Origin of the sequence: Pseudonocardia sp. ICBG1142, assembly GCF_020496255.1 — a bacterium.
Classification (GTDB): Bacteria; Actinomycetota; Actinomycetes; order Mycobacteriales; family Pseudonocardiaceae; genus Pseudonocardia.
This window is the reverse complement of the sequence record NZ_JAHLJC010000031.1, coordinates 1,168,923-1,187,196: the sequence shown is the minus strand read 5'-3', so window position 1 is coordinate 1,187,196 and position 18,274 is coordinate 1,168,923. Positions and strand designations below refer to the sequence as shown.

At 73.7% G+C, this 18,274-nt stretch carries 13 protein-coding genes; 7 read left to right on the top strand and 6 right to left on the bottom strand.

The window, feature by feature from the left end:
• The first annotated feature begins 66 nt into the window (after positions 1-66).
• Positions 67-531, top strand: coding sequence for an SRPBCC family protein (locus tag KPL59_RS29695; RefSeq protein ID WP_226362739.1), 465 nt, complete (start codon positions 67-69; stop codon positions 529-531).
• Positions 532-578: 47 nt separating this feature from the next.
• Here KPL59_RS29695 and KPL59_RS29690 read toward each other — a convergent pair whose 3' ends face one another.
• On the bottom strand, positions 579-1,340 hold the full coding sequence (locus KPL59_RS29690; protein WP_226362738.1) for an IclR family transcriptional regulator: 762 nt from the start codon (positions 1,338-1,340) through the stop codon (positions 579-581).
• A gap of 126 nt (positions 1,341-1,466) precedes the next feature.
• Between KPL59_RS29690 and KPL59_RS29685 the strand changes: the two genes are divergently transcribed.
• From KPL59_RS29685 to KPL59_RS29675, 3 genes are read left to right on the top strand one after another with little or no spacing between them, the layout of a single operon-like run.
• On the top strand, positions 1,467-2,936 hold the full coding sequence (locus KPL59_RS29685; protein WP_226362737.1) for an aldehyde dehydrogenase family protein: 1,470 nt from the start codon (positions 1,467-1,469) through the stop codon (positions 2,934-2,936).
• A 42-nt stretch (positions 2,937-2,978) separates the two neighbouring features.
• Complete coding sequence (locus tag KPL59_RS29680; protein ID WP_226362736.1) at positions 2,979-4,535, top strand: APC family permease; 1,557 nt, start codon at positions 2,979-2,981, stop codon at positions 4,533-4,535.
• A complete protein-coding gene (locus tag KPL59_RS29675; protein ID WP_226362735.1) occupies positions 4,532-6,088 on the top strand; it encodes a GMC family oxidoreductase in 1,557 nt (518 codons plus the stop codon). The genes KPL59_RS29680 and KPL59_RS29675 overlap by 4 nt, the downstream gene beginning before the upstream one ends.
• Positions 6,089-6,097: 9 nt before the next feature.
• On the opposite strand, the gene KPL59_RS29670 is transcribed toward KPL59_RS29675, so the two are convergent.
• The 3 genes from KPL59_RS29670 to KPL59_RS29660 all read right to left on the bottom strand — a co-directional run bounded on the left by KPL59_RS29670 (position 6,098) and on the right by KPL59_RS29660 (position 10,331).
• Positions 6,098-8,536 carry a glycoside hydrolase family 3 C-terminal domain-containing protein gene (locus KPL59_RS29670; protein ID WP_226362734.1) on the bottom strand — a complete coding sequence of 813 codons (2,439 nt, stop codon included), beginning with the start codon at positions 8,534-8,536 and terminating at the stop codon, positions 6,098-6,100.
• A 29-nt stretch (positions 8,537-8,565) separates the two neighbouring features.
• Positions 8,566-9,348 (bottom strand): helical backbone metal receptor, encoded by a 783-nt coding sequence (locus KPL59_RS29665; protein WP_226353535.1) that lies wholly within the window; start codon positions 9,346-9,348, stop codon positions 8,566-8,568.
• Between the two features lie 83 nt (positions 9,349-9,431).
• Positions 9,432-10,331, bottom strand: a complete 900-nt coding sequence (locus tag KPL59_RS29660; RefSeq protein ID WP_226353536.1) for a LysR family transcriptional regulator — start codon at positions 10,329-10,331, stop codon at positions 9,432-9,434.
• Positions 10,332-10,398: 67 nt separating this feature from the next.
• On the opposite strand from KPL59_RS29660, the gene KPL59_RS29655 reads away from it, so the two are divergent.
• Positions 10,399-11,646 (top strand): MFS transporter, encoded by a 1,248-nt coding sequence (locus KPL59_RS29655; RefSeq protein WP_226362733.1) that lies wholly within the window; start codon positions 10,399-10,401, stop codon positions 11,644-11,646.
• Positions 11,647-12,109: 463 nt separating this feature from the next.
• Positions 12,110-13,525 (top strand): MFS transporter, encoded by a 1,416-nt coding sequence (locus KPL59_RS29650; RefSeq protein WP_226362732.1) that lies wholly within the window; start codon positions 12,110-12,112, stop codon positions 13,523-13,525.
• A gap of 72 nt (positions 13,526-13,597) precedes the next feature.
• On the opposite strand, the gene icmF is transcribed toward KPL59_RS29650, so the two are convergent.
• Complete coding sequence (icmF, locus tag KPL59_RS29645; RefSeq protein ID WP_226362731.1) at positions 13,598-16,864, bottom strand: fused isobutyryl-CoA mutase/GTPase IcmF; 3,267 nt, start codon at positions 16,862-16,864, stop codon at positions 13,598-13,600.
• Positions 16,865-16,991: 127 nt separating this feature from the next.
• The gene (locus KPL59_RS29640) at positions 16,992-17,375 is read right to left on the bottom strand and encodes a hypothetical protein (RefSeq protein ID WP_226362730.1); all 384 of its coding nucleotides are present in this window, start codon (positions 17,373-17,375) and stop codon (positions 16,992-16,994) included.
• Positions 17,376-17,460: 85 nt separating this feature from the next.
• Between KPL59_RS29640 and KPL59_RS29635 the strand changes: the two genes are divergently transcribed.
• Positions 17,461-18,243 carry a maleylpyruvate isomerase family mycothiol-dependent enzyme gene (locus KPL59_RS29635; protein ID WP_075313068.1) on the top strand — a complete coding sequence of 261 codons (783 nt, stop codon included), beginning with the start codon at positions 17,461-17,463 and terminating at the stop codon, positions 18,241-18,243.
• Positions 18,244-18,274: the final 31 nt, after the last annotated feature.

The following is an 18,274-nucleotide window of genomic DNA, read 5'->3' as shown; positions in this document are numbered from 1 at the left end:
GACCATCTGCGCCGGTCGGAGCAGCGGGCCGGGGCCCGGTCGGCTCCGGCCGGGGAGAGGAGCGTCGTGGTCGGCGTCCAGCGGGTGATGACGGTGCGCACCCCTGCCGAGACGGTGTTCCGGTACCTGTCCGACCACGGGAACAGCGAGATCTGGGACCCGACCGTGCGTTCCAGCACCCGTTCCGACGGCGGCGGCCCGATTGCGGTCGGCGCAGCCTGGCGCACGGTGGCGGTGTGGGGCGGGCGGGAGAGCGAGCTCGACCACACGCTGCGGGAGCTGACGGCGGGCCGGGTCGTGTTCGTCGCGGAGAACCCGGCGGTCAGCGCGACGGAGGAGATCGTCGTCGAGCCCGCCGAGGGTGGGGGCAGCGTCGTCAGCTTCCACGCCCGGGTGCGGCTCAAGGGGCTGCTGAAGCTGGCGGCGCCGTTCCTGCGGCGCGAGTTCGAGCGGCACGGCGACGAGCTGGAACGCATTCTGCCCCCGGTGCTGGAACGCCTGCAGGGGTCCGCACCGGCCCCACCGCCGTAGGCCCGCGGCTCAGCCGTAGGCCGGCGGCTCGGCCGTAGACCCGTGGCTCAGCGGTCGCGCCAGAAACCCATGCGACGGCTGATCTCCCGCCCCGCGGCGACGACCTCCGGGGTGATCCGCTCGATCCGCTCGGCCGGGAGCCGGTAGGCGGGACCGGACACCGACAGGGCGGCCACCACCGCGCCGCCGTGGTCCAGCACCGGTGCCGCCACGGCGTTGAGCCCGGTCTCCAGCTCCTCCAGCGACCACGCGTACCCGTGTCGGCGGACCCGGCGCAGCTCCTCGACGAGCGCCTCGCGGCCCTCGTCCGGCACCGTGTCCGGCATCGTCGTCGGGTCGTCGAGCACGACCGAGGCCAGCAGCACCTTGCCGCTGGAGGTGTTGTGCATCGGGGTGATCCGGCCGAGCCAGTTGAACGTGGTGACCATCGACGGGCCCCGGGCCTGGTCGACGTTCACCGCCCACCCGCGGTCGGGGATGGCGATGTTGACGGTCTCGCCGAGTCGCTCCGCGAGCGTCTCGCAGACCGGGTGGCCCTGGGTGGTGACCTCCAGGCGCTCGGCGACGCGCCCGGCGAGCGGGATCAGCCCGAACCCGAGGCGGTACTTGCCGCGGTCGGCGATCTGCTCGACCAGCCCGCGCTCCTCCAGCGCGCCGAGCAGCCGGAAGGCGGTGGACTTGTGGACGTCGAGCGAGGCGGCGAGCTCGCTGACCCCCGCCTCGCTCCGGTCGGCCAGCAGGGTGAGCAGGGTGATGGCCCGGTCGACCGACTGCACCCCGGGCTCCCGTCCGCGCACCGTGTTGCCCATGGCGCAACCCTAACCCGGCATTCGGCACGTCGCCACGCGGGGCGACCGGAAAGCGTGACCATCTCCCGCGCGAGGACGACGGGCCCGGGTTTGCACACCGACCCGTTTCCGGTGAAAGCTCGCGCCGTGCCGAGCCTCTACATCGACGGAAGTTGGACCACCGGATCCGCCGGGACCGCCCCGGTGGTCAACCCCTACGACGCCTCGACGGTCACCGAGGTCGACCAGGCCGGGCCCGACGACGTCGACCGTGCGGTCGCCGCCGCCCGCCGGGCCTTCGGCGACGGGCCGTGGCGGCGGACCACCACCGGCGAGCGCGGGGCGCTCCTCGGCCGGATCGCCGACCTGCTGGTGCGGGACCGGGAGAAGATCGCCCGGCTGGAGACCCTCGACACCGGCAAGACGATCGCCGAGGGCCGCCAGGACGTCGACGACGTCACCGCCGTCTTCCGCTACTACGCCGGGCTCGCCGACAAGGACGCCGGCCGGATCGTCGACACCGGCAACCCGGCCGTCGTGTCGCGGATCGTGCACGAGCCGGTCGGCGTGTGCGCGCTGATCACGCCGTGGAACTACCCGCTGCTGCAGCTGTCCTGGAAGGTCGCCCCGGCGATCGCGGCCGGCAACACGATGGTGATCAAGCCCAGCGAGGTCACCCCGCTCACCTCGATCGTGCTGGTCGAGCTGTGCGAGGAGGTCGGGATCCCGGCCGGGGTGGTCAACATCGTGCTCGGCGACGGCCCCTCGGTGGGCGCCCCGCTCACCGAGCACGCCGACGTCGACATGGTCAGCTTCACCGGCGGGCTGTCCACCGGCCAGAAGATCATCCGGGCGTCGGCCGAGACCGTGAAGCGCACCGCCGTCGAGCTGGGCGGGAAGAACCCGAACATCGTGTTCGCCGACACCGACTTCGAGCTCGCCGTCGACTACGTGATGCTCGCGGTGTTCCTGCACTCCGGACAGGTCTGCTCGGCGGGCGCCCGGCTGATCATCGAGGACTCGATCGCCGACGCCGTCGTCGACGAGGTGGTGCGCCGCGCGCAGCTGATCCGGCTCGGCAACGGCCTCACCGACGGTGTCGAGGTCGGTCCGCTGGTCTCCGCCGCGCACCTGGCCAAGATCGAGGACTTCGTCGCCGCGGCACGCGCCGAGGGCGCCACCATCCGGTGCGGTGGTGCCCGTCCGGACGACCCGGAACTGGCGAAGGGCTACTTCTACCTGCCGACCGTCATCACCGACCTGGCGCCGGGATCGCGGCTGATCCGCGAGGAGACGTTCGGCCCGCTGCTGACCGTGGAGCGGTTCAGCACCGAGGAGGAGGCCGTCCGGCTCGGCAACGACACCGAGTACGGCCTGGCCGGCGCGGTGTTCACCGCCGACATGGGCCGGGCCCACCGGGTGGCGTCCGCCCTGCGCCACGGGACCGTCTGGATCAACGACTTCCACCCGTACTTCCCGGGCGCGGAGTGGGGCGGCATGGGCCGCTCGGGCAACGGCCGCGAGCTGGGACCGACCGGGCTGGCCGAGTACCAGGAGATCAAGCACGTCTGGACCAACACGGCTCCGCAGCCCCAGGGATGGTTCTCGGGCCGCTGATACCGCCATGATGGCGCGACGAAACGGCCCAGGAGGTCCAGGATGACCGTTCCCGAACCCGCCCGGCGGGATCCCGCACCGGACGCGGACGGCGACGGGGGAGGGCTCGCCGAGTTCGGCTACAGCCAGACCCTCGACCGCAGCATCGGCAAGTTCGCCAGCTTCGCGGCCGGGATCAGCTACATCTCGATCCTGACCGGCACGTTCCAGCTGTTCTACTTCGGCTTCGGCACCGGTGGTGCGGCCTACTGGTGGTCCTGGCCGATGGTGTTCGCCGGCCAGTTCATGGTGGCGCTGTCGTTCGCCGAGCTGGCCGGGCGCTACCCGGTCGCCGGGTCGGTCTACAACTGGTCCAAGCAGCTGGCCGGGCCGACCGTGTCCTGGCTCGCCGGCTGGATGATGTTCACCGCCTCGGTGGTCTCCCTGGCGGCGGTCGCGCTGGCCGCGCAGCTCACGTTCCCGCAGATCTGGTCGGGCTTCCAGCTCGTCGGCGACGCCTCCGACGCGGGCGACGCCGCCGTCAACGGCGTGCTGCTCGGCGCGATCCTGATCGTGCTCACCACGGTGATCAATGCCGTCGGGGTGAAGCTGATGGCGCGGATCAACTCCACCGGGGTGTTCATCGAGCTGATCGCCGCCGTCGTCATCGTCGTGGCGCTGCTGCTGAGCATCCGCAACCCCGTCTCGGTGCTGTTCGAGACCCCGGCCCCGGCCGCGGGCGGCGGCGGGTACTTCGGCACGTTCCTCGTCGCGGCGCTCGCCTCGGCCTACGTCATGTACGGCTTCGACACCGCCAGCTCGCTCGGCGAGGAGACGGTCGACCCGCGGCGCACCGCCCCGGCGGCGATCCTGCGCGCGGTGATCGCCTCGTTCGTGCTCGGCGGGCTGATCCTGCTCGGCATCATCCTGGCCGCACCCGACCTGGCCGACCCGCGCCTGGGCAGCAAGGACGGCGGCGGGCAGCTCGTGCTGCTGGAGGTCGCCGGCGGCACGATCGGCCGGATCTTCCTGATCACCATCAGCATCGCGGTGATCGTCTGCCTGCTCGCGGTGCACACCGCGGCGATCCGGCTGATGTTCGCGATGGCCCGGGACAACGCGCTGCCCGCGGGGTCGGTGCTGGCCCGGATCGACCCGAAGCACAAGACGCCGGTGGTGCCGGCGATCGTCGTGGGCGTGGTCGCGATCCTCATCCTGGTCGCGAACGTCGGCGTGCCCGAGGTCTTCACCGCGGTCACCAGTGTGGCGATCATCATGATCTACATCGCGTACCTGCTGGTCACGGTGCCGATGCTGGTGCGGCGGCTGCGCGGGCGGTGGCCGGACGAGGGCCAGAAGGGGTACTTCTCCCTGGGGCGCCTCGGCCTGCCGGTCAACGTGCTGGCGGTGCTGTGGGGCGCGGCGATGGCGATCAACCTGGCCTGGCCCCGCGAGGAGGTCTACGGCACCGGGTGGCTGCGGTTCGTCGCGTTCCTGTTCATCGGCGTCGTCGCGCTGGCCGGGCTGGCCTGGTTCCGGCTGCGCGGCCGTCACGGGCTGGGCTGCCTGCCCGAGCACCGGGCGAAGGAGATCGAGCAGGGCATGGGGGAGACGGCATGACCGACCGGTTCGACTACGTCGTGGTGGGTGGCGGCTCGGCGGGCTGCGCGCTCGCCGCGCGGCTCTCCGAGGACCCCGCGGTGCGGGTGCTGCTGCTGGAGGCCGGGCCGTCCGACGTCGGTGACCCGAACATCCTGCGGCTCACCGACTGGATGGCGCTGCTCGACTCCGGCTACGACTGGGACTACCCGGTCGAGCCGCAGGAGCGCGGCAACTCCCACATGCGCCACGCCCGCGCGAAGGTGCTCGGCGGCTGCGGCTCGCACAACTCCTGCATCGCCTTCTGGACCCCGCGGGAGGACCTCGACGAGTGGGCCGCGTCCGGCCTGACCGGCTGGTCCGCCGAGGAGTGCTGGCCGCTGATCCGGCGCCTGGAGACCAACGACGGCGACTGGGACGGCCACGGCCGCTCCGGCCCGGTCAACCTCATGCAGATCCCCGCGAAGGACCCCTGCGGCGACGCCGTGCTGGCCGCCGCCGCGCAGGTCGGGATGCCGACGGTGCGGTTCAACGAGGGCCACACCGTGACCGACGGCGCCGGGTACTTCCAGATCAACTCCTTCCCCGACGGCACCCGCGCCTCGGCGTCGGTGTCCTACCTGCACCCGATCCTGGACTCGCGTCCGAACCTGGAGGTGCGCACCGACTGCTGGGCGTCGCAGGTGCTGTTCGACGGCACCCGCGCCACCGGCGTGGAGTACCAGCGCGGCATCGGCCCCGGCCGCGAGACGGTGCACGCCGACCGCGAGGTGATCCTCTCCGCGGGGGCGATCGACACCCCGAAGCTGCTGATGCTCTCCGGCATCGGCCCGGGCGAGCACCTGCGCGAGTTCGGCATCGAGGTCCGCTCGGACCTGCCCGGCGTCGGGTCGAACCTCGACGACCACGTGGAGGGCCTGGTCTTCTGGGACGCCGCGAAGCCGATGGTCACCGAGTCCACCCAGTGGTGGGAGATCGGGCTGTTCCACCGCACCGACCCGGCCCTGGACCGGCCGGACCTGATGATGCACTACGGCTCGGTCCCGTTCGACATGAACACGCTGCGCTGGGGCTACCCGACCACCGACAACGGGTTCTGCCTCACCCCGAACGTCACCCGCGGCCGGTCCCGGGGCACCGTGCGGCTGCGGACCCGCGACTTCCGCGACCGGGCCCGGGTCGACCCGCGCTACTTCACCGACCCCAAGGGTCACGACATGCGGGTGATGACCGAGGGCATCCGGCTGGCCCGACGCATCGCCGAGCAGCCGCAGCTGAAGGAGTGGATCGCCGCCGAGCTGGCGCCGGGCCCGGACGCTGTCACCGACGACGAGCTCGCCGACTACATCACCAAGACCCACAACACCGTGTACCACCCGGCGTGCACCGCGCGGATGGGTGCCGACGGCGACCCGGACGCCGTCCTGGACCCGCAGCTGCGGGTCCGCGGGGTGCAGGGTCTGCGGGTCGCCGACGCGTCGGCGATGCCGTTCCTGCCGGTGGTCAACCCGAACATCACCACGATGATGATCGGGGAGAAGTGCTCGGACCTGCTCCGGGCGGCGTACGGCTGACCCGCCGGCTCAGCCCTCGCCGACGACCTCCACCGTCGCGTGCAGCGGGGTGTCGGCGACCGAGAACCCCAGGTGCAGCTCGTAGGTGCCCGGCTCGGTCGCCCACACCCCGCCCGCGCGGTGGCGGAACGCGCGCCGCGACACCGTCACGGTGGCCGTCGTCGTGCCGGGGGCGGCGTCGACGACGGCCCAGCCGGCCAGCCAGCGGGCGGGGCGTTCGACGTCGGAGCCGGTCCGGGACAGGTAGGCCTGCACGACCTGGCGGCCCGCCCGGTCGCCGGTGTTGGTCAGGGCGACCGTCACCGCGACGCCGTCGGCCGACCAGGGCCCGGCGACGGCGTCGTCGAGGATCCAGGTGGTGTAGCCCAGCCCGTGCCCGAACGGGTACGCCGGCGTCTCGCCGTGGCGCAGCCAGTTGCGGTGCCCGAGGTGGACGCCCTCGTCGTAGCGCAGGACGCCGTCGGTCGGGCGCCCGGACAGCACCGAGCGCTCCTCGCCGGTGGCGGGCCACGTGGTCGGCAGCCGCCCGCCCGGCTCGGCGTGGCCGAGCAGCACGTCGGCGACGGCGTCGCCGAACCGCTCGCCGCCGAACCAGCCGAGCAGCACCGCGGCCACCTCGTCGCGCCAGGGCAGCAGCACCGGCGCCCCGGAGTTGACCACCACCACGGTGCGCGGGTTGGCCGCGGCGACCGCCCGGACCAGGTCGTCCTGGTGGCCCGGCAGCGTGAGCGAGGTGCGGTCGAAGCCCTCGCTCTCGATCCGGTCGTTCGTCCCGACGACCACGACCGCGACGTCGCAGTCCGCCGCCAGCGCGGCCGCCGCCGCCACCTCGGCCCGAGGGTCGGCGACGACGGTCTCGGTCCCGACGGTCAGCGCGAACAGCGCCATCCCGGCCTCACCGCCGGAGGGGCGGAACCGGAACACCAGGTCGACGGGCGCGTCGGTGGTGATCTCCGCGGTCACCGACGGCGCCTCGAAGATCGCCGCGCCCGGTCCCTCGTCGCCGGTCAGGACGGCCTCGGTATCGAGCACGGTCGCTCCGTCGGCGCTCACCGCCACGTGCCCGACGGCGGCGGCCCCGATCCGGTGCGCCCCGGGCTCGGGTGACCACCGCGTCGACACCTCGACGGTCTCGGCGCCGCCGGGGATCTCTCCGCCCATCCAGATCAGCGAGGCCCCGAGCCGGTGCTCGCTGCGCAGCGCGGTGCCGTCCGCGGCGCGGAACACCGCGCGCAGGCCGGGCTCCCCGGTCACCGGGTCGGTGACCGTCGCCGGGTCGAAGGGCTGCACCCCCTCGGCGACCTGCGCGCCCAGCCGGTACCGCACGCGGTCCCCGCCGAGTGCCGTGCGCAGCCCGTCGAGCGGCGCGACGACCGCGGCGGGCCGGACCGTGGCGCTCCCGCCGCCCTGGGTGCGGGCCAGCGCGGCGTTGTGCCCGAGGACCGCGACCGTCCCGAGCGACGAGGCGTCCCACGGCAGCTCGCCGGTGTTGCGGACCAGGACACTGCCCGCAGCGGCGAGCTCGCGGGCCACGGTGGCGCCGTCCCCGGGGGCCGGGGCGGGGGGCGGGGTCGGTGCCCCGTCGAGCGCACCGACTCGGGCGGCCAGGCGCAGCAGCCGGCGCAGCTTGCCGTCCACGACCGACTCCTCGACCTCGCCGTCGCGCACCGCCGCCACCAGCCGCTCGCCCCAGGTGCTCACCGGGCCGGGCATCACCAGGTGCTGCTCGGCGCGCGCCGAGGCGACGGTGGTGCGCACCGCGCCCCAGTCCGACATCACGAGCCCGTCGAAGCCCCACTCGCCGGTGAGCGGCTCGGCGAGCAGCGGGTTCTCGCTCATCGTCGCCCCGTTGACCGCGTTGTAGGCGGACATGACCGCCCAGGCCCCGCCCCGGGTGACGGCCGGTTCGAACGCGGCCAGGTACAGCTCGTGCAGCGCCCGCTCGCCGACGGCGTTGTCCACGGTGAAGCGCTCGGACTCGGCGTCGTTGGCGACGTAGTGCTTCGGTGTCGCGGCGACCCCGTGCGCCTGCAGCCCCTCCACGTACGCGGCGGCGAGCTCCCCGGTCAGCAGCGGGTCCTCCGACAGCGCCTCGAAGTGGCGGCCGCCGAACGGGGTGCGGTGCAGGTTGATCGTCGGCCCGAGGACGACGTCGGCGTGCTGCCGGCGGGCCTCGGCGCCCAGGGTCGAGCCGTAGCGGCGGGCGAGCTCCGGGTCCCAGGTCGCCCCCAGGGCCGTCGACGACGGCAGCGACAGCGACGGGGACCGCTCGTCGAAACTCTCCCCGCGCACGCCCGACGGACCGTCGGACAGCACCATCCGGCGCAGCCCGATCGCGGGCTCCGCCGGGGTGGACCAGAAGTCGGCCCCGGTCAGCAGCCGGACCTTCGCGTCCAGGTCGAGTCGCGCGATGAGCGTGGTCAGCAGATCCTCGTCGACGGTCGCCATGGGCTCGACCGTACCGACGCCGGGCCGGGTCAGCGGGCCGGTCGGCCCGCGCCCGCCAGCGCGCCGGGCAGCTCCCGCGCCGCCTCCAGCAGACTCGGGCCGTACCAGGTCAGCAGCCGCCCGCTGACCAGCACCGACGGCGCGTCGAACGCCTCGGGGCCGTCCTCGGCGGTGAACAGGTACGGCTCGTCGGGCAGCACGACGAGATCGTGGTCGGGCAGGTCGGCGGGGTCGAAGCGGGGATAGCGCTCCGGGGAGTCGGCCAGGACGTTGTCGACGCCGAGCCGGTCCAGCACGGCACCGGTGAAGGTGTCCGAGCCGACCGCCATCCAGGGCCTGCGCCAGATCGGGACCACGGCCCGGCGACGGTCGCGGGCGGGTTCGACCGCCGCCCACAGCGCACGGGCCTCGCGCAGCCAGCCCGGCTCGTCCAGCCCGCACGCGGCCAGCATCCGCCCCAGCGAGTCGAGCCCGCCGTCGACGTCGCGGATGTCGGTCACGTACACCGGGAGCCCCGCGGCGCGCAGCGCGTCCAGATCGGGGAGCCGGTTCTCCTCCTGGTTGGCGACGACGAGGTCCGGCGCCAGCGCGACGATCCGCTCGATGTCGGGGTTCTTCGTCCCGCGGACCCGTTCCGCACGGAGGTCGGCGGGGTGGGTGCACCAGTCCGTCGCGCCGACCACGATGCCGGGCGCGGTCGCCTCCAGCGCCTCGGTCAGCGACGGCACGATCGACACGACCCGCCGCACGGTGCCCGGGACACCGACCTCGCGGCCCTCGTCGTCGACCGGTGCCCCCACTCCCGCAGTCATGGTGCCGACCGTAACCCGGCGGGCGTCGACCGGCCGGGGACGGCGGTCGGCCCGGGCGTTCCGGTCGGGCCCGCGGCGCCGGCTCAGCCGGTCGGCACCAGCCAGCGCGGCCCGTACCGGACGACGAAGGCCCGCAGGTCCCGCACCGGTGCGGTCGGCCGCTGGTCGGCCGCGTGCACCATCCCCAGCGTCCGGACCGTGTGCGGGCTGCGCACCGGCACCTGCACCACGCCCGGCACATCCGGCCCGGCCGGGAGCAGCGCGACGCCCAGCCCGGCCCCGACCAGGCCGCGTAGTGTCGCCGTCTCCCCACCCTCGAACGCCCGCCGCGGGCGGAACCCGGCCTGCGCGCACCACGACTCCACCACGCCCTGGAGCCCGTAGCCGCGGGCGAACAGCAGGAACGGGTCGTCGGCGACCTCGGTGAGATCCGCGGAGTCCGCGCCCGCCAGCCGATGCCCGGACGGCACCGCCAGCAGCAGTTCCTCCTCGGCCAGCGGGGTCGCGACGAGCCCCGGCTCGTCGGGCATCGGGGAGGTCAGCGCCAGGTCGACCCGGCCGTCGCGGACCCGTTCCAGCAGCGCGGCGTGCGGCACCTGCACCAGCTCGATCCGCACCCGCGGGTGGTGCTCCCGGAACTCCCGCAGGATGCCCGGCACGGCGGTGGTGCCCATCGTCCCGAGGAAGCCGAGTGCGACCCGGCCGGTCACCGGGTCGGCGTCGCCCGCGACCTCGGCCACGCCCGCGGCGAGCTCGGCCAGCGCGGCCTCGGCCCGCGGCAGCAGCGTGCGCCCGGCCACGGTCAGGGCCAGCCCGCGCCCGGCCCGCCGGAACAGCGCGACGCCCAGCTCGTCCTCCAGCCGGGCGATCGCCCGGGACAGCGTGGGCTGCGGGACCCCGATCCGCTCCGCGGCGCGGGTGAGGTGACCGTCGCGCGCGACCGCGACGAACCGGTGCAGCGCCGGCGCCAACGACTCATGCATGAGTGAATGATACGGCGTCGATGCATGCATTGGACGCATGCATCGACAGTGCCTACGGTCGTATGCGATGACAACGACCGCGCACCTGCCAGCCCCGACCGCCACCCGGACCGCCCCGCTGCACGAGCGCGGCACGCCCGGCTACCGGCGGCTCGGCATCGCCCTGTGGCTGTCCGGTCTGGCGACGTTCGTGCTGGTCTACAGCGTGCAGGGGCTGCTGCCGACGCTCTCGGCGGAGTTCGGCGTCTCCTCGTCCACGGCCAGCTTCGTGCTGTCGGCGACCACTGGCACGCTCGCCCTGGCCGTGCTGCCGCTGTCCGCGCTCACCGAGTCCTGGGGGCGGGCGCGGGTCATGACCTGGGCACTCGCGGCGTCGGCGGTGCTCGCGCTGCTCGCCCCGCTGGCGCCCACGTTCGAGACCCTCGTCGTGGTGCGCGGGCTGCAGGGGATCGCCCTCGCGGCACTGCCCGCGCTGTCGATGGCCCACGTCACCCACGAGGTGGCCCCGCGGCACCTCGGCGGTGCGGTCGGGCTGCTCATCGCCGGCAACACCCTCGGCGGGCTGTCCGGGCGGCTCGTCGCGTCGTGGGTCGCCGAGCTCGGCGGCTGGCGGGCGGGCCTCGCCGCGGTCGGTGTGGTCTCGGTGCTCGCGACCGTCGCCTTCCGGCTGCTCCTGCCGCCCGCGACGGCGCCCGCCCCGGCCCGCACCCGGCTGCGCGACCTCGGCGGGCCGCTGCGTCGCCACCTCACCGACCGGGGTCTGCTGTGCCTGTTCGGGATGGCGTTCCTGCTGATGGGCGCGTTCGTGACCGTCTACAACTATCTCGGCTTCCGGCTGCTGGCCCCGCCGTTCTCGCTGCCCGGCACCCTCGTCGGGCTGGTGTTCCTCGGCTACCTCGCCGGCAGCTGGGCCTCCACCGCTGCCGGACGCCTGGGGGACCGGTTCGGGCGCCGCCCCGTGCTGTGGGTGGCGACGCTGCTCGCCCTCGCCGGGATCTGGGTGACCCTGCCCGATCTGCTGCCCACCACCCTCGCGGGGCTGCTGATGGTCACCGTCGGCTTCTTCGGGGCGCACTCGGTCGCCAGCTCCTGGGTGGGGCGCCGCTCGGCGATGCTGCCGGGGGCGGTGCCGGCCCAGGCCTCGTCGCTGTACCTGGTCGGCTACTACGCCGGGTCCAGCATCGGCGGCGCCCTCGGTGGGGTCGCCTACGACCACGCAGGCTGGGCCGGGGTGACCGGCTACGTCAGCGTGCTGCTGCTGGGCGCGCTGGCGCTGGCGCTCGTGCTGCGCCGGACCCCGGCGCCCGCGGTGTGACACGCGCTTCTGCCCACCTGGACCAGTGAGGCGTCGCAGCGGCCGCGGCGCTGCTCCGTCCGTGCCGTCGCCACCCGACACGCCGAGTCGTGGTCGTCCGAGCGGGTGGTGGACACCCGCAGCGGGGGAGTGGTGCCGCCCGGTCCGCCACCCCTGCGGAGCAGCGCCCCCGTGTTCGCGGCCCGTCGCGGTCTGTCACGGTGGGGTCTCGCCCCCAGCACCACGGAACTTTCGGAGGAACCCGATGCGGAAGGCCGGACGCAAGCTCTCCAAGGCCGCCGAGTCGTTCGTCGAGGCGATCGGCATCCTCGGCGGCTGGAACCGCGGCCGTCGCCGCAACCGCTCCCGCCGCTGACGCCGGGCAGGCCAGGGTGATCGCGAGCTGGCCGCCCCGTCCGAGGTGATTAGCTTGTGGTAAGCACATCATGTCCGTTTCCTCCGGGAAGACAGGTGTGCCCACCACGTGACCGACGCCGCCCACGACACCCACCGCCCGCCCGGGGACGGCTCCGCCGGCCTGCCCGGCGACGACCCGCTGCCCCGCCGGGTGCCGGTGTTCGCCGTCGTCGGCCTGGCGCTGCTGATGTTCTCCCTCGACGGCACGTCGGTCGCCACCGCGCTGACCACGATCAGCGGCGACCTCGGCGCCGACCTGGCCTGGACCGGCTGGGTGGTGACCGTCGCCGCCGTCGGACAGATCCTCGCGCTGCCGCTGGGCGGGTGGCTCTCCGACCGCTTCGGCGGCCGCCGGATGTTCCTGGCCGGGGTCACCGCGTTCACGGTGATGTCCGCGCTGAGCGCGCTCAGCCCCTCGATCGGCGTGCTCATCGCCTGCCGGCTGGTGCAGGGCCTCGCGGGCGGCGTGATGCTGCCGGCCGCCAACGGGATCGTCGCCCACCAGTTCGGCCGTGACCGGGACCGGGCGCTCGCCCTGTTCACCAGCGTCTTCCCGATCGGCGCGATCCTCGGACCACTGGTCGGCGGGCTGGTGCTCACCACCTGGACCTGGCACGGCATCTTCCTGGTGAACGTGCCGATCGGGATCCTGCTCGTCGCGGTCGGGCTGGCGCTGGTCGACGACCCGCCGCACCGGCGCACCGCCCGGATCGACGCCGCCGGCATCGCACTGCTCGTCCTGACCCTGCTCGCCACGATGCTGACCATCACCCGGCTCGGCTCGCCCGCGTCCGGGCCGGGCTGGACCGTCCTGGCCGGCGTGGTCGCACTGGTGGCGGGTGCGGTGTTCGTCCGGCACGCCCGGCGGCGGCCCGACGCGGTCGTCCCCGTGCACCTGCTCGCCGGACGCGGTCTGGGGATCATGAACGTCACCAACGTCGTCTTCGGCGCCGTGGTGATCGGGTTCTCGGCGACCCTGCCGCTCTACGCCCAGGTCCGCTACGACCTGCCCGCGTTCGTCGCCGGGGCGCTGCTCACCGGCCGCGCGATCGGCACCATCGTCACCTCGGCGGTCGCGGTGGCGCTGCTGCGCCGGCTCGGGTTCCGGCCGCTGCTGCTCGGCGGGCTGGTCGCCGTCGTCGCCGGGCTGGTGGTCACCGCGGTGACGCCCCTGTTCGGTGGGCCCACGGTGTGGCTGCTGGCCGGGTCCACCCTGCTCGGGCTGGGCACGGGCCTGTCCGGCCCGGCCGCCAACAACGCCGGCATGCACCTGGTGCCCGACGAGGTGGCCGCGGTGTCCGGGCTGCGCATCATGTTCCGGCAGATGGGCGGGATCGCGGCGGTGTCGGTGCTGACCGCCGCCGTCACCGCCGCCGACGACCCGGGACTCGCCGCGGGGACCGCCTACGGGGTGCTGGCGGTGGCGCTCGCCGCCGTCGGCCTGGCCGCCGCGCGGATCCCGAACCGGCGCGGCCGCTGGTGAGAGGCACGCCCCCGCGGCAGCGGGGGCGCGACCCCGGTGGGGCGGGCCGGGCTCACCCGGCCCGCCCCGACCTCACATGTTCCGCCGGTACTGCCCGCCGACCTCGAAGAACGCCGTCGTCAGCTGACCCAGCGAGCACACCCGTGCGGCCTTCATCAGCTCGTCGAACACGTTGCCGTCGCCGGTCGCGACGTCCTGGAGCCGCCGCAGCGCCTGCTCGGCCTCCGTGCGGTGCCGGGACTGGAAGTCCGCGAGCCGGTCGAGCTGGGACTGCTTCTCGGCCTCGGTGGCACGGGCCAGCTCGATCTCCTGGGGCTGCTCGTCCGGGTCGGCCGGCTTCAGGAAGGTGTTGACGCCGACGATCGGCAGCTCACCGGTGTGCTTGCGGTGCTCGTAGAGCATCGACTCGTCCTGGATCCGGCCACGCTGGTAGCCGGTCTCCATCGCGCCCAGCACACCGCCGCGCTCGGCGATCGACTCGAACTCGCGCAGCACCGCCTCCTCCACGAGATCGGTGAGCTCGTCGACGACGAACGAGCCCTGCAGCGGGTTCTCGTTCAGCGACAGGCCCCACTCCTTGTTGATGATCATCTGGATGGCCATCGCGCGGCGCACCGACTCCTGCGACGGCGTGGTGACCGCCTCGTCGTAGGCGTTGGTGTGCAGGGAGTTCGCGTTGTCGTAGAGCGCGCAGAGCGCCTGGAGCGTGGTGCGGATGTCGTTGAAGTTCATCTCCTGCGCGTGCAGGGACCGCCCGGAGGTCTGGACGTGGTACTTCAGCTTCTGCGAGCGCTCGTTCGCCCCGTAGCGCTCCTTCATCGCGATCGCCCAGATGCGGCGGGCGACCCGGCCGATCACCGTGTACTCGGCGTCCATCCCGTTGGAGAAGAAGAACGACAGGTTCGGTGCGAAGTCGTCGACCTCCATGCCGCGCGCCAGGTAGCTCTCGACGAAGGTGAACCCGTTCGCGAGGGTGAAGGCGAGCTGGCTGATGGGGTTCGCCCCGGCCTCGGCGATGTGGTAGCCGGAGATCGAGACGGAGTAGAAGTTGCGCACCTTGTGCGCGATGAACCACTCCTGGATGTCGGCCATCATCCGCAGCGAGAACTCGGTGGAGAAGATGCAGGTGTTCTGGCCCTGGTCCTCCTTGAGGATGTCGGCCTGCACCGTGCCGCGGACGTTCGCCAGCGCGTAGGCGACGAGCTCCTCGCGTTCCCCCGCGTCGGGCTCGCGGCCCTGCTCGTCGCGGAACCGCTCGACCTGCTGGTCGATCGCGGTGTTGAGGAAGTAGGCGAGGATCGTCGGCGCCGGGCCGTTGATCGTCATCGACACCGAGGTGGTCGGTGAGCAGAGGTCGAAGCCGTCGTAGAGGGCCTTGAGGTCGTCCAGCGTCGCGATCGAGACGCCCGAGGTGCCGACCTTGCCGTAGATGTCGGGGCGGGTGTCGGGGTCGTGGCCGTAGAGGGTGACCGAGTCGAAGGCCGTCGACAGGCGCTTGGCGTCGGAGTCCTGGGAGAGGTACTTGAACCGTCGGTTGGTGCGGAACGGGTCGCCCTCGCCGGCGAACATGCGCGCCGGGTCCTCGCCCTCGCGCTTGAACGGGAAGACCCCGGCGGTGAACGGGTAGAAGCCCGGCAGGTTCTCCTTGCGCAGGAAGCGCAGGAGCGCCGCGTCGTCGTCGAAGCGGGGCAGCGCGACCCGGCGGACCTTGCTGCCGGACAGCGTCTCCTTGGTCAGCTTCGTGCGGAACTCCTTGTCGCGCACGGTGTAGACGTACTCGTCGCCGGAGTAGTCCGCGACCCGCGACGGCCAGGCCGCCAGCAGCTCGGCGGACTCGGCCGGGACCTTCTTCTCGGCGGTGCGGAGCGCCTGCGCCAGGTCGTCACCGCCGACCAGCTCGGCGGCGGTGCGCAGGTGCTGGGCGGTGCGGGCCGCCTGCGCGTGGGACTCGGTGTCGGCGTGGTAGCCGCGCACGGCCTGGGAGATCTCGGCGAGGTAGCGGACCCGGTCCGGCGGGATGACCGCGGCGTGGTGGCTGGATGTCTTGGTCGTGACGCGGGGGAGCCTGCCCTCGCCGACGGCCAGCCCGTCCTCGGCCAGCAGGCCCAGCAGGTGCTGGTAGAGCGCGGTGACGCCGTCGTCGTTGAAGGTGGCGGCCGAGGTGCCGAAGACCGGCATGTCCTCCCAGGTCGCGCCGAACTCCTCGCGGTTGCGCACCAGCTGGCGGCCGACGTCGCGCCGGGCGTCCTCGTCGCCGCGGCGCTCGAACTTGTTGATCGCGACGACGTCGGCGAAGTCCAGCATGTCGATCTTCTCGAGCTGCGATGCGGCGCCGAACTCCGGCGTCATCACGTACAGCGAGTGGTCGACGAACGGGACGATCCCCGCGTCGCCCTGGCCGATGCCCGGGGTCTCGACGACGACCAGGTCGAACCCGGCCGCGCGCAGCACCGCGATGGTGTCGCCGAGGCGCTCGGGCAGCGAGCCGCCGTCGCCGCCGCGGGTGGCGAGGCTGCGGAAGAACACCGGGCTGTGACCGCCTCCGGCGCCGGCGGACCCGGACGACAGCGCGTTCATCCGGATGCGGTCGCCGAGCAGCGCACCGCCGCCCTTGCGCCGGGTCGGGTCGACGGCGAGCACCGCGATGCGGAGCTTGTCCTCCTGGTCGAGCCGGAAGCGGCGCACCAGCTCGTCGGTCAACGAGGACTTGCCGGAACCACCGGTGCCGGTGATGCCGAGGACCGGGACGGGCCGCTCGGACGCGGCGACGCGCTCGCGGACCTCCGCGGGCAGCGTTCCGCACTCGGCGAGGGTCAGCGCCCGCGCCAGCGTGGCGGTCTCCCCGGAGAACAGCCCGTCGAACGACGACGGCGGCTGGGCCGCGAGGTCGGTGTCGCACTCGCGGATCATGATGTTGATCATCCCGGGGAGGCCCAGGTGCTGGCCGTCCTCGGGGGAGAAGATCCGGGAGACGCCGCGGGAGTGCAGCAGCTCGATCTCCTCGGGGACGATCACGCCGCCGCCCCCGCCGTAGACCCTGATGTGGCCGGCGCCGCGCTCGCGCAGCAGCTCGACCAGGTAGGAGAAGTACTCGACGTGCCCGCCCTGGTAGGACGAGATCGCGCCGCCCTGCACGTCCTCCTGGATCGCGGCAGTCACGACCTCGTCGACCGAGCGGTTGTGGCCGAGGTGGATCACCTCGGCTCCCTGGCGCTGCAGGATCCGGCGCATGATGTTGATGGCGGCGTCGTGCCCGTCGAACAGGCTGGCCGCGGTCACGAAACGGACCGGATGCGTGGGGACGTGCAGCTCGGCCTGGGCGTTCGTGCCCGTGCTCATCTCCGTGCTCATCGGCGACGTTCCTCCCGCCGGGCGGACGGCGGTGTCCCGGCCGGTTTAGTTTGACATCCTAGTATTGGACGTACAAGGAAGTCGGCGAGCGTCACAGCGGGTCGTGCGGTGCGGGTCAGGCCGCGTCGCGTGCCGCGGGCTCCTCGGCGGCCGGAGCTGCCTGCTCGCGGGTCCGCCGTGCGTGCCGGCCGGTCGGCCAGGCGGCCCCCGGACCGGTCGCGTCGGACCCGTCCTCGTGGGGGACGGAGCCGTCCTCGGCGCTCGGGGTGGTGTCCACGACGTCGGACAGCGCACGACGCGCCCGGGCGAGCTTGCGCGCCCGCCAGCGCTTCCCGGCCAGGCCCGCGACGAGGCCGAGGGTGGGCAGCAGGATCCCGGAGGCGATGACCAGCACCACGGAGTACGCGGGGAACGCGGCCACCAACAGGAATGCCGTCAACGGCCAGTACAGCAGCGCCCGCCCCGCGCCCCGTCGCGTCCAGTCGCGATGAGGCGGCATGATCCATGCCTACCCGAATCGGGCGACCGTCATGCACGACTCGCCGCAACCCACCCACATGTTCCGCGACCGGGGGTACGAATTCATGACCACGACACCGGAGCGCACCGCCGTCGACCCGTATGCCGCCGTCCTGCTCGCCGAGAACGACCGGCTCGCCGCGCTGCTGGCGACGGCCGACCCGGCCACCCCCGTCCCGACCTGCCCCGGCTGGTCGCTGCTGCAGCTGCTCCGCCACGTCGGGCGCGGGCACCGGTGGGCGGCCCGGATGGTCGCCACCGGTGCGACCGAGGCCCTCGACCCGCGCGAGGTGCCCGGGGGCAAGCCGCCCGAGGGCGGCCCGGAGGTGGCGGCGCAGTGGCTGCGCGACGGCGCGACCGAGCTGCTCGACGCCGTCGTCGCGGCGGGGCCGACCGCGCCGGTGTGGACCTTCACCGGGCCGCGGCCCTCGGCGTGGTGGGTGCGGCGGCGGCTGCACGAGGCGACGGTGCACCGCGCCGACGCCGCCGTCGCGCTCGGGGCGCCGTTCCCGATCGACCCGCAGGTGGCCGCCGACGGGGTCTCGGAGTGGCTGGGTCTGCTCGCGGCCCGCCCCGCCGCCGACGAGCCGCCGCTGGCCGACGGCGCCACGCTGCACCTGCACGCCACCGACGACGTCCCGGACGGGGCGGGGGAGTGGATGGTCCGCGGCGCGGGCGGACGGGTCGTCTGGGAGCACGGGCACGGCAAGGGCGACGCCGCCGTCCGCGGCACCGCCGCCGACCTGCTCCAGGGCGTCACCCGCCGGATCCCCGCCGACGACGACCGCCTCCAGGTCCTCGGCGACGCCGGCGTCTGGACGGGGTGGCTGGCCCGCACCGGATTCTGAGCGGGACCGGTCACGCGCCTGCGCGGGCGGG